Below are 12,439 nucleotides of genomic sequence, written 5' to 3' on the forward strand. Positions count from 1 at the left end.
GTATAATTACTGGAGGTTTTATTGGACATTGTTTCAAACAAGATGTTAGTGCCCCTTTTAAAATTATTAGATTATTGATATTATTATACGTGAGAATAGATACCTTTAAATAATTTACCATTCAAAAGTTATTATAATAGAGCCAGGGGAATTCTTAATAATTATAGGAATAGGACAATTGTAAAAAAACCACAATCAAGATAAAGGGGGGATTGAGAATAAAATTAATCTAATCAAAGGAGTGTTGTTTAAAGTGTCAAAGCATAAATATTTGAATACTGAGGTAAGAATTTGGGACGCTGGAGATTCGATTCGTGTAAAAATAAAAGAAAGAGAGCAGCCTATGTATGTTCCAAAAAACAGTGCATTATTTAAACATCTAAGAGCAGCTGTTGAAAAATATGGAGTAAGTAAATCTAATAATGATTAGTAATCATTTTATTTATGGATTTACTTAATACAGAATTATATGGCTCCTGATAGGATGATACCTTGTTCATATTCAATTATTTATTGGTTAACTGGATTTAAGTAGATATATGTGAATGAAAATGTGTGTAATAACCGATTTTAAAAAACAGTTGAAAAAGATTAGCGTATGACGTACTATGTTTATGAAAATATTTATAGTTGTATTTGACCATAAAAACTAGCTGGGTCTCGCATTATTGAAAATGGCGAGGCCTTTTTAAATGTGAGAAAACAAGAGAAAATGAAAGATATTTAAAGTATATAGAGGGAGGGAGGTATTTCTATGAAAGAGATACTTATTACTAATATTATATTTGCCTTTTTAATTATAATATTTATTACTCCAATAATCGCATTAATTTTTCGCTTAATAAAAAAAACTTCATTTATAAAAACTTGGGCCATCTCAAGTATTATTCTCGTTGGACTGAGTTCATTTATTATAACTGTAACTCTTTCAGCTTTACTCTTTGAAGTTAAATTAAATACCAATAAATTAGATACGCAATTTGAAGATATAGAAAATGAGCAGAACATTGAAGAAAATTCAACTGAAAATATACTTGCACAAATATTTACAACAGGTAGCTACGGGAAAGCTGCGGGAAAATACGGTCGTGGAAACAATGCATCGGTCGATAGTATTGTAAAGAACTATAGTGATAAAGATTTTAAAGGTAAATTAATTATTTACGCGATTTATAAAGAGGAAAAGATTGGGGAAAAGGAAATTGAGATTGAGTTACCTTCTAAGGAATGGAAACGGAAGAATACAGATCCCTCAGATCTTCAGATTAATAGAAAAATATGGTATGATGTTGAATTTGAATATGTAGTTCAGGGAAGTTTTAAATAGTCAAAAACAACTAAACTGTGAAGGGAGAGACATATGCTTTCCACTTACACAGTTTAGTTTTATTTGGATCTACGTCAATATTTAGGACACATTTAAGTTAGTTTTTTAGTTGTGCTTTGAAGCTTATTTGAATATATATGTGAAGGCTTGACATGGAGCCTCTGTGTGCGTGGTAATTTGCGAAAGACGAAAAGTTAGTGAACCACATTTCGCCAGGCAAAAGCCTACCACACCCACCTCTCCAAGTAAAGCCGTGCTCTAATGGTATGTTGTGCGGTTATGCTGCTTGATTGAACGCTAAATCTTCCATCTCTTGTGGGGTCAGAAAGCCAATACTGCCATGTATTCTTTTACGATTATACCAGCCTTCAATATATTTAAATAACTCTAATCTCGCAGCGTTGAAATCTAAGTATTGTACGTGATTTACTTCTTCTTTCTTTAAAATCGCATGAAAAGACTCAATACAAGCATTGTCATAGGGGCTTCCCTTATGACTGAAGGAGTGTCTCATCTTATATCTGAATCTTTTCTGCAAAGGAATCACTTGTGTATTGTGAACCCAAATCACAATGGAAGATGACGCCATTCTTAGGTTTCTGTGTGACATAAGCGTTTTCTAAAGCTTTTTCAACCAGTTCAGTCGTCATTGAACGTCCAAATGAATACCCTATAACTTTTCTTGAATGCAAATCTAATACAGATGCAAGGTAACACCAGCCATCACGAAGCGTGTGAATATACGTGATATCGCCAACCCATTTTTGGTTGATCGTAGTCGTAGTAAAGTCTCTGTTAATAATATTTTTTCGTTCTTTAACCTTTTCTTTACTAGGTGTCGGACGGAACTTTTTAACGATGATGGATCGGATACCAGCTTTTTTCATCAAGCGTTGAACTTGCTTTAAGCTGATTTTATGACCTTGCTTTTCAAGGATTTCATGTATCTTAGGTGCACCATATCGTTTCTTACTTTCTTCATGAATCTGAATAATCTTTTCTGTGAATTCACGGTTCTTACGATTACGATTCGATCCTGTTTTATTCAAAGATTGGTAGTAGGTACTTTTAGGTATATCAAGGGTTTCGCACATCGTACGAATGGGATAATCATCTTTATGTTCTGTAATAAATTCAGTTAATTCTGAGTCACTTACTTTCGAGCGAATATGGCCATAGCCCTTTTTAAGATTTCAAGCTCCTGTTTCTAGCGAAGGTTTTCTTTTTGAATGGCATCTACTTCTTTTGGAGTAATCTCCTTGCCATTAGATCCTTCAATCGGAGTTAAATCTTTAATCCACTTATAGATAGTTACACCAGATACGCCATACTCGCTGCTTAAATCTTTTACAGAACTTCCAGATTGATAAAGATCAACAATCATCTTTTTAAAATCATCGTTATACCGTTTACCGTTATTTCTTGTATTCATCGGACACATCCTCCTTGAAATTCATTGTATAAAATTTAACTTAGATGTGTCCATGAAACTATACTAGCATCACTACCCAGTCTCTCATAAGCATTGTAAATTAGATGAAATTTATTTATTATCTCCCAAAGAAAGCTCATATACGATTTTTTGTCCTCGCTTTGTTTTTTCTACTAAATCACCTTTAAAATTTTCACCATGTTCCCCATAAAGTTCTTCTGTTTCAATTGCCATGTCACTTGTAGCTTCAATAATTACGATTACGTCTTCACTGTCAACATCAGGTCGGGGAATTTGGAAACGAAATGTCCCATCAGGCATGACAGTTGTTCTGCTCGTATAACCTGCTGCTTCATATCCGGGTACTTCGATTTCCGCTTTAATGCCCGTTAGCTCGTTCAAATTACTTTTCATTGTAATGTCATAATAATGATCTTTCGTTTCAATCTTTTCTTTTTCCATCCATACTTCTAAGTCGCCATAATCATCAGGCACTTCCCAGTTATTTATACCAAATTTTGCTTTCTCTCCATTTTTAAATTCTATATATGCATACGTGAACGCACCATGGCGAGTACGTTTGATACTTGTAAATTTGTGTTTAAATGGACCTTCTATTTTTTCTCCTTCAGAACCATATAATTCTTGTGATTCCGTATTTTCTTTATCCGGTTGATAAGATAATTGTAATGTGAGTGGATCACCATTAAGATCCTCTTCATTAATATCTAAAGTAAGTTCAAAATCACCTTTCTCATCAACCTGTATTTCTTCTTTTAAATAAGGATTTTCAGATCCATAATGGTAGGATTGTAAAATAACAGTAGATCCTTTGATAAGGTTTGACTTTCCAACTAAAGAGAAAGTGCCATCTATTTTCACCTCCGCATCAAATACCACTTGAGGATTGCTTTGATCATTTAAAAAATTATCAATTTGAATAGAATCGCTACTATCTTCTTCATGTTCTGCAACATCTTCCGCAGGTACGTTCAAGTCCTTCCCCGCGACAACTTCAACGAATTGCATTATTAATTGATTATTACCTTCGTTTAATTCTGATACGTCTATGTTTTGAAAGGCCTCTTCATCTATAGTTATAGAATTATATTTTTCGGATAGCTTCCTCGCTTTATCTTCAAAAGCATTCACTGCTGTGTGTATTTCTTCGTTTATTTTATGTAGTGATTCTACGCCGTCATTAAGGTCTATTTCTTCTATGTTTCCTTCATAGGCACTTTTCATCACTTCTTCAAAAATATCTTTAATGGTAGACTGCTTATCTAAATCTAGTTGTAAAATAACTATCAATTGCTCATTTAAATCAATGATATTTTCATTTTTAAAGTCCGTATTTTTAAATTTATTTACAATTTCTTTGTGTTCTGGGATAACTTTATCATTTAGTATTTCCAATGCCTTATCTGGTTCAGAATCGAAAATTAAATTAACATATTCCTCCATATATTCATCAACTTTGAAGTCTTCACCTAAACCACTTTTCAACCCATCTACATATTCACCCAATTCTTTTTCTTCCGAGCTTACACATCCAGATAGTACAATTAATGTACAAAGTATTGTAGTCCATATACATCTTCGTAACAATTTTATCAATCTCCTATACTTAATTTTGTTCATCAAAAAAGCGAGGTAAATCTAATTTTTTATTTAAATATTAAGAATTTTTTATTATAACCATAATCGTAACTTAATAAATACATGTATGCAAACATATCGGGATAAATGAAAAATACGACAATTAAATTTATAAATAATTCTTTATATTGGTCCTATTGCCTATTTATCTACCACAGAAACTCGCAACTTTTACACTATGGATTAATAGTCTGTACTCGGATAGGGTTGGAAAAATATGGGTGGTAATGGAATTGAAAGTAAGATTGTTCATTTTTGAATGAAATATTAAGTAATTAATCAGCTGGAAATTAGGAATAAACCTAGGGAGTCGGAATAATTTGGTGTTCCAGGCGCAAATATGATGACGAAACGTTTCACCATCAAATGATTGAATAGTTTTTCTTGTAAGTTTTGGCTTTTCTTTAAGTAATTTAGTTGTTCAAATGAATCACTTAAATTTCTAAGTAGTACAATTAATATAAATACCTTTGGCACTCTCCTGTGACTACTCTTCAATAAGAAGTGCATTTCTTATACCCAGATGAAATACTATTAAAAAAATAAAAAAGGTGAAAAAATGAGAAAAAAATTTAGTATTAATTACAATATTATTCGTGAGCTTTTTTTAGCATGCTTTATATGCACTACCCATCTATCAATTGGTGACTTATTTGGGATATCATATTTCTTTGCCAACAACTTATATCCCAAAGAATTTCCAGGATATCCTTTTATAATTTTTAATTTAAATTCATAACTATATTTAGCCATATAAAAACACCCCAAAAGTTATTGTTTCATTCTAACTTTTGGGGTGCAGTATACATTTTAATACTCTACTTTAATCAATGACTGCCTTCATATGAGCTTTTGTAACAGACCAATGTGTAGCAGACCAATAACTTTTTTTGTCTTTTATATAAATGATTTGTGGTGATTCGTGTTTGACTCCTAAGTCTGCCTCAATTTTATTTGAAACAGGACGAGATTCTCTGACCTTTACTAACGTATAATCGATATCTTCATTTGGATGTTCTTTTAAATATGCATTATATTCATCTAAGGCATTCGTACTTACTGGGCACGTCGTACTGTGCTTAAGAATAATTTGATCTTTATCGGTTGATTTATTTAAAATCTCATCCCATTCTTCAATCTTCGTAATTTCTTTCCATTCCATTTTTATCGTCCTCCCTTAAGTAAATAATTGTATGTAGGATAATCACCTAGCTTCATATTACGTCAAGAACGATGAGATTTCAAAATGTTGATATATATATTGGAGGAGGCCATTAAATACAATGATGATGGTTATTTTATTAAACTAAATCATATTTTCACATATAGAAATATGCTATATGGTAGAAAGTATAGGAAAGTTTAAACAATGATGAAATAATCCCTTTAAAAGGTGTGAATGTCTATCTGCTACTTTTCGCTATCATCTTATCAATATATTTATAGATTTCCTCTTTATTTCCAGAGATCTTCTCCTCACGTGCATCATCTTTTGTCATTTTTTCTTTTGCTCTTTTCAACACGTCTTCTGCTTGTTCTTTAGGTACGATTACAACTCCGTCAACATCACCGACAACGATATCGCCAGGATGAACAGAAACACCGCCACAGGAAATTGGTACGTTTGTTTCACCAGGTCCATTTTTCCCGCCTGATGATACGGTTGTTCCTTTTGAAAAAACAGGGAAATTTAATTTTTTAATATCTATTATATCGCGGATGACCCCATCAACGACAAGCCCCCCTAGCTCCAATGTTTTCATCATGCCAACAACAAAATCACCAGCAATCGCGCGATATGTATCTCCCTTTGAATCGACAACTAGTATATCACCAGGTTTTGCTTCTTTTAACGATTTTAGTAGCATCACATTATCACCAACTGGAAGCTTCACTGTATATGCTCTCCCAGCAATTTTGTATTCTTCTTTTAATGGTTTGATGGTACCTTCTAGATTGTTCATTCCTTTTAATGCATCAGAGACAGCTGTTGTTGGAATCATTCTGAATTGTTGTATAATAGAATCCATTTTTTAATTCCTCCTAATATTTATTTACTACCATTATAAATTGTTAATATTTCAAATTGCAAGATTTTTATTACGAAATATTTGGTGATACTTGTCACGTTTTAAGTAGTATTTTTTTACCTAAAGGGCTATAAGCTCCGTTTATAATATGAAAAATTTGTGTAATTGATGAATATTATGTATAATTACAGAAAAAGAATGAATGTTCATTCATTTTTTAAAAAGGAGGAGAATAAAAATGAATTTAGCACAATCCGTCCATGAAAGAGCAAAAAAATACCCCGAACAAGTTGCTTACGAATTTATGAATGAGCAATATACATACGGGTATTTCGAACAATCTGTGTCCAAATTTGCAGGTGCTTTAAAACAAAATGGTGTAAAAAAGGGAGATCACATTGCTTTATTGGTAGGAAATACACCACATTTCATCATTACCTTATATGCAAGCTGGCGCTTAGGAGCGGTTGTTGTACCTATTAATCCAACGTATACACCTAATGAGATTTCGTTTATTGTGCGAAATAGTGATGCGAAAGTTATGGTTGCACTTGACCAATTATCTCCACTACTAGAAAAGAAAGAAATGTTATTTCCTAATATAGAAACAGTAATCATTTGTGAAACAGACGAAGAAAAGGTTAGGCAATGTATGCAATTGGATGATGTACCTTTATTTTTTCGAGATATAATTCAAAGAGGGGAACCAGTGATACAATTAGAAAATCTGGACGAAAATGATAACGCTATCATATTGTATACATCTGGTACATTAGGCCAACCGAAAGGTGCTATGTTAACACATAAAAATATTTATTCCAATGCTCGGGATGTAGGTACCTATTTAAAAATGTCATCTGATGACCGCGTCGTAGCTACTCTTCCGATTTTTCACGTTTTTGCCTTGACAGTTGTTGTGAATGCACCATTATTACAAGGTGCTGTTGTATTGCTTCTACCACGATTTAGTCCGAAAGTGGTTTTTTATACGATTCGAGAACGAAAGGCAACGATATTTGCTGGTGTTCCAACTATGTATAATTTTCTTTATCAATATGAAGGTGGAAAGAAGGAAGATTATAAATCCATTCGTCTTTCGATTTCTGGTGGTTCTTCACTTCCGGTTGCTCTTTTACACAATTTCGAGGAGAAGTTTAATACACGGATTTTAGAAGGGTATGGATTATCTGAAGCATCACCTGTTACATGTTTTAATCCAATAGACCGTGAGCGTGTGCCAGGTTCAATTGGAACGACTATTGTTAATGTGGAAAATAAAGTGGTTGATGTGACGGGCAATGAAGTTCCAAGAGGTGAGATTGGAGAGCTTGTTGTTAGAGGTCCCAATGTGATGAAAGGCTATTACAAAATGCCAGAGGAAACAAATGCCACTCTTAAAGATGGATGGTTATATACAGGGGATATGGCAAAGCAAGATGAAAATGGTTATTTTTATATTGTTGATCGTAAAAAGGATATGATTATCGTAGGGGGATATAATGTCTATCCACGGGAAGTAGAAGAAGTAATATATAAACATCCAGATGTTGTGGAATGTGCTGTAATTGGAGTACCTGATAAGAGTTTTGGTGAAGCAGTAAGCGCTCATATTGTTTTGAAAGATGATAGTAAAATAGATGAACAGCAAATGATTAATTTCTGTTCAAAGCATCTTGCAAAATATAAATTACCAACAGAAGTTCATTTTACAGACGAATTACCAAAAAATACTACTGGAAAAATATTACGCCGTTCTTTAAAAGATATGATGTTAAAACAGCAGTAAAAATAAACAATGGTAGGCTAGCTCAAGTATGTTTGAGCTAGCCTTTTAATTATCTTCAGCATGTTTTTTCCATCGATTTAAGAATGCCGAGATGGAGTCCGTCATGCCAGGTAACGAATTGTAAAGCTGCTTCAACTGTATGTAATGATAATGCATGAAAAACCTGCGTTTCTGATGCGTCTTTATTTAAATCAGCTGATGAGTACGTTAATATACGTTCCTTTTGTTTTTCTAAGGCATGAATGATTTCTTCCTTAGTAGGTGGTTCTTCCAACCATTTTAAATGACTTGTCCCATCAATAAATAACTTTTCCCATTCTGGATGCATCACCGTGTAATTGGGATCTGCTTTATTTAAAAAAACTTCTGCCGTAATATACATATGGCCCGCATTCCAACGAATCGTATTTGGAAAAGAAGATGGTTGATTATCCCATTTACTCTCATTAATATTTTGTAAAGCGATTAATACTGATGTACGTGAATATGCAAACATTTGTAAAGATTCCATTGAAATCTCTCCTATCTGGATGTTTCCTTTTTTCATTATTGAATTGTACCTATGCACAATATAATAAGAAGGATGTAAAATTGCAAATCTGCATATCGGAATATACCGATATGAAAATTATTATAAATATATCATATCTAGAATCAATAATATAAACAATATTTTTGCTTAATTACTATCTAAAAGTCGAGCATTCTAAAGTGGTCTGTTACTGTTCACTAATTTAGCCACTTCTATGATCTATTTATTCACCATAATCACACTATCAAAGCTCATTATACATACTGCACTTAATTGTGGGGAACATAATATCAATATATTTAAAAGGAGATGCCAATATTATGTTTGGTGAGTTAGACTTTTTTGAGATGATACTTCGTGCGACTCTTTCTTTTTTAGTTTTATTATTAATGACACGTCTAATGGGGAGAAAACAATTAAGTCAATTGACATTTTTTAATTATATTACAGGAATTGCCCTTGGTTCCATTGCAGGGGATATTGCTAGTGAATCCAAAACCCCCTTTTTAAATGGTCTTGTAAGTTTAATATGGTGGTCGCTTTTAACCATTTTGACTGCTTATATTGGCATGAAATCGAGAAGAGCCAGAACAGTAATTGATGGACAGCCTGTGATTGTCATTAAAAAGGGGGAAATTTTAGAAAATGAACTAAAAAAAGCTCAAATTAATATGGATGATTTAACAATGCTTTTGCGAGAACAACAAGTTTTTTCTGTAAAAGATGTAGAAAATGCCATTTTTGAACCGAATGGACAACTAAGTATCATGCTCAAAGAGGATGTACAACCTGTTACAAAAAAAGATCAGAAAATATTTACTATCCAGCCAATGTACATACCGATGGAGTTAGTGGTTGAAGGTGAAATCATTGAAAAAAATCTAAAAGAAGCTGGAATTACATCCAATTGGTTAAAAAGTCAGTTGAAATCACAAAACTTGCAGTTGAGTGAAATATTTTATGTGGAATTACAAAAAGATGGGTCATTATTCATAGACAAGTACCAAGAATTAACAAATTAATAAAGAACAGAAAGGGCTATACTGATTTGTTCATCAGTCTTAAAAGCTGTTAATTATTTTGCGTGAAAAAGCATTGATTAAAGTAGAACTATCAAATGATGGTTCTCTTTTTTGATTTGCAGATGATTGCATCTTAATCAACATTTTTTATGCAATTATATTGAAAGCCTCTACAATTTTATTCCCATTTGCATTAATAAAATCCTCGTCTTCCTAATAAACTTTAATTATATTCGATGAACAAGCTTTAGTATTATCGTATGAATGGAGTTTACTTCATTCTAATCAACTGAAAATTATATAACCTTTGCCCCTTTCTAGTCATTTGTTTCGATTTTAATAGTGAAGGGAGAGTTGCCTTTCCAGGAAGGACAAGAGCTGCATAAAGTGAAACTTCAATCAGTGGGAGTTTTCTTCATCTCCCACTGATTGTTAGTTGAACGAATCGGGCCTTTACTGGCTGTTGAACCTCTACTTATAATTTTTTGAGTATCTCGAATTCCTGAAGTGGAGGTCTTACAGCCAGTTAATCTGCGATAAAGTATTATACAAAAGAGGTGAGATAAATGTATTTCAATTTATATGATGTTGCTTTCGTTCCGCTTATCACAGGGCTAGTTCAAGTGTTTAAAGTGGCAGGTCTCCCTAAGAAATTTCTTCCGCTTGTTTCCTTGTTACTAGGAATCGGTGGAGGGGTATTCTATATTAGCCCAGGTGATTTAAAAGGGGGTATTATTATTGGAATTGTATTAGGTTTATCTGCTTCTGGATTATATTCAGGTACGAAAAATATGATGGAAAAATAAAGAGGGAGAGGATAATTTGAAGATTTTTATCGATCCTGGTCATGGTGGAACAGATCCTGGTGCAAGTGCAAATGGACTACAAGAGAAAAATATCACATTACAAATTGCACTTAAACTAAGAGATATTCTCCAAAAGGAATATGAAGGACATACCATCCAAATGTCACGAACGACGGATCAGACCATTTCTTTAATAGAACGAACAAATTTAGCAAATAACTGGTTAGCCGATTATTTAATCTCTATCCATATAAATGCGGGTGGTGGAACTGGTTTTGAGTCATACACCTACAATGGTAATTATAAAGGAAAAGAGCAAACGAATCGCTTGCGAAGAACACTTCATAATCAAATTGTAAAACAAACCGATTTTTATAATCGAGGTAAAAAAGAAGCCAATTTTCATATGGTACGCGAATCAGCTATGCCAGCCGTTTTAACGGAAAATGGTTTTATTGATAGGAATGAAGATGCACAATTATTAAAACAAGATTCCTTTTTAGAAAAGATTGCTCGTGGTCATGCACTTGGACTCGCAGAAGCATTTAATTTACCAAAAAAGTCTGCTTCAAATAATACAGCGACCTATTATCGAGTTGTCGCAGGCTCTTTTAAAGAACGAAAATTTGTTGATGAACGGGTGAATAGATTAAAAGAAAAAGGGTTTCAAAGTTTTATTGATATTTTCAAAAAGGGTGGATCCACCTATTATCGAGTAGTAGTGGGTTCGTTTAAAGAAAGAGAAAACGCAGATAAGCAAGTGGCTTTATTAAAAAAGGAAGGATTTGATGCTTTTATCGATGTTGTTAAGCATTAAAATAATAAACAAGAACGGCAAGTACTTCTTATTAAAAAGTATTTGCCGTTCTTTTTTTGGTTATTATTTCAAAAAAGATGAAACCATTTACATATTCATTCGTATATATACTATATGATTCATAAGGTTTAAGGTGATGTAAAAGTCTCGAAAAGAATTGACCATTTTCTCTACATATGGTATGTATGAAATATCAGAAAAATCTTAATGAGGAATAAAGCATTGGATTTTTCATAATGATAGAGAATTTTACATATACCTAAAAAAAAAACGAAAGGATGTTGTTTGATGAGTATTCTTACAAGATTCAAAGACATTATGGCAAGTAATATTAATGCATTATTAGACAAAGCAGAAGACCCGGAGAAAATGATTGATCAATATTTAAGAAATTTAAACAAAGATTTAGGAAAAGTAAAGTCAGAGACGGCCTCTGTCATGGCAGAAGAAAAAAGAGCAAAGCGTGCATGGGATGAGTGTAAAGCAGATGTAGATAAAATGCAAAAGTATGCTTTAAAAGCATTGGAAGCAGAAAACGAGGCAGATGCAAGAAAGTTTTTAGAAAGAAAGGCTACTTTAACAGAAAAAGAAACCCAATTGCATCAAGCATATGAATTGGCAAGCTCTAATGCAACACAAATGAGACAAATGCATGATAAATTAGTTGGTGATATTAAAGAATTAGAGTCTCGTCAGTCAATGATTAAAGGAAAGGCCGCAGTTGCTAAAACACAAGAGCGAATGAATAAAATGGGTGCTTCTGTAACAGGTGCGAACAAGTCTATCTCCGCATTTGATAGAATGGAAGATAAAGTAAATAAACAGTTAGATGAAGCAAAAGCAATGGCAGAGTTAAATAAAGCTCCTCAGGATGATATCGCTGATTTAACAGACAAATATTCTTCGAGTGTTACTGTAGATGATGAATTAGCTGCATTAAAGGCACAATTAAAAAGTGAAGATTAACTAATGAAATCATTTACCATCTAAAAGCTGTAGCTAAGGCTACAGCTTTTATTTCGAATGCT

The 12,439-nt window shown here is 32.9% G+C and carries 12 protein-coding genes and 1 pseudogene; 7 read left to right on the top strand and 6 right to left on the bottom strand.

All coding sequences use genetic code 11. The annotated features are described in order from the left end of the window. Positions 1–253: 253 nt before the first annotated feature. Together FHP05_RS05780 and FHP05_RS05785 are read left to right on the top strand one after the other, a co-directional pair. On the top strand, positions 254–430 hold the full coding sequence (locus FHP05_RS05780) for a M20 family metallopeptidase (RefSeq protein WP_147666302.1): 177 nt from the start codon (positions 254–256) through the stop codon (positions 428–430). A 324-nt stretch (positions 431–754) separates the two neighbouring features. Next, on the top strand, positions 755–1,327 hold the full coding sequence (locus FHP05_RS05785; RefSeq protein WP_147666303.1) for a hypothetical protein: 573 nt from the start codon (positions 755–757) through the stop codon (positions 1,325–1,327). 277 nt (positions 1,328–1,604) lie between these two features. On the opposite strand, the pseudogene FHP05_RS05790 reads toward FHP05_RS05785, so the two are convergent. The 5 genes and pseudogenes from FHP05_RS05790 to FHP05_RS05810 all read right to left on the bottom strand — a co-directional run bounded on the left by FHP05_RS05790 (position 1,605) and on the right by FHP05_RS05810 (position 6,448). Next, positions 1,605–2,759: pseudogene (locus FHP05_RS05790) on the bottom strand (IS3 family transposase). Between the two features lie 111 nt (positions 2,760–2,870). Continuing rightward, on the bottom strand, positions 2,871–4,367 hold the full coding sequence (locus tag FHP05_RS05795; protein ID WP_147666304.1) for a hypothetical protein: 1,497 nt from the start codon (positions 4,365–4,367) through the stop codon (positions 2,871–2,873). A 633-nt stretch (positions 4,368–5,000) separates the two neighbouring features. Next, complete coding sequence (locus tag FHP05_RS05800; protein ID WP_147666305.1) at positions 5,001–5,171, bottom strand: transposase; 171 nt, start codon at positions 5,169–5,171, stop codon at positions 5,001–5,003. A 70-nt stretch (positions 5,172–5,241) separates the two neighbouring features. Continuing rightward, positions 5,242–5,580, bottom strand: coding sequence for a bacillithiol system redox-active protein YtxJ (ytxJ, locus tag FHP05_RS05805; protein ID WP_147666306.1), 339 nt, complete (start codon positions 5,578–5,580; stop codon positions 5,242–5,244). A 241-nt stretch (positions 5,581–5,821) separates the two neighbouring features. Further along, the gene (locus FHP05_RS05810; protein WP_147666307.1) at positions 5,822–6,448 is read right to left on the bottom strand and encodes an RraA family protein; all 627 of its coding nucleotides are present in this window, start codon (positions 6,446–6,448) and stop codon (positions 5,822–5,824) included. Positions 6,449–6,686: 238 nt separating this feature from the next. Here FHP05_RS05810 and FHP05_RS05815 point away from each other — a divergent pair, with 238 nt between their 5' ends. Next, positions 6,687–8,234, top strand: a complete 1,548-nt coding sequence (locus FHP05_RS05815; protein WP_147666308.1) for a fatty acid--CoA ligase family protein — start codon at positions 6,687–6,689, stop codon at positions 8,232–8,234. Positions 8,235–8,289: 55 nt separating this feature from the next. Here the strand turns inward: FHP05_RS05815 and FHP05_RS05820 are convergent, their stop codons facing one another. Then, positions 8,290–8,745, bottom strand: a complete 456-nt coding sequence (locus tag FHP05_RS05820; protein ID WP_191126262.1) for a DinB family protein — start codon at positions 8,743–8,745, stop codon at positions 8,290–8,292. Positions 8,746–9,086: 341 nt separating this feature from the next. On the opposite strand from FHP05_RS05820, the gene FHP05_RS05825 reads away from it, so the two are divergent. The 4 genes from FHP05_RS05825 (at position 9,087) to FHP05_RS05840 (ending at position 12,377) form a co-directional block, all read left to right on the top strand. Then, positions 9,087–9,788 carry a DUF421 domain-containing protein gene (locus FHP05_RS05825; RefSeq protein WP_147666310.1) on the top strand — a complete coding sequence of 234 codons (702 nt, stop codon included), beginning with the start codon at positions 9,087–9,089 and terminating at the stop codon, positions 9,786–9,788. A 566-nt stretch (positions 9,789–10,354) separates the two neighbouring features. Next, positions 10,355–10,594 (top strand): hypothetical protein, encoded by a 240-nt coding sequence (locus tag FHP05_RS05830; RefSeq protein ID WP_147666311.1) that lies wholly within the window; start codon positions 10,355–10,357, stop codon positions 10,592–10,594. Positions 10,595–10,610: 16 nt separating this feature from the next. Continuing rightward, positions 10,611–11,411 carry an N-acetylmuramoyl-L-alanine amidase gene (locus tag FHP05_RS05835; RefSeq protein ID WP_147666312.1) on the top strand — a complete coding sequence of 267 codons (801 nt, stop codon included), beginning with the start codon at positions 10,611–10,613 and terminating at the stop codon, positions 11,409–11,411. A gap of 288 nt (positions 11,412–11,699) precedes the next feature. Continuing rightward, entirely contained in the window at positions 11,700–12,377 is a 678-nt protein-coding gene (locus FHP05_RS05840; RefSeq protein ID WP_147666313.1) for a PspA/IM30 family protein, read from the top strand. Positions 12,378–12,439 lie beyond the last annotated feature (62 nt).

It is taken from the genome of Cerasibacillus terrae (assembly GCF_008039555.1).
GTDB lineage: Bacteria > Bacillota > Bacilli > Bacillales > Amphibacillaceae > Cerasibacillus > Cerasibacillus terrae.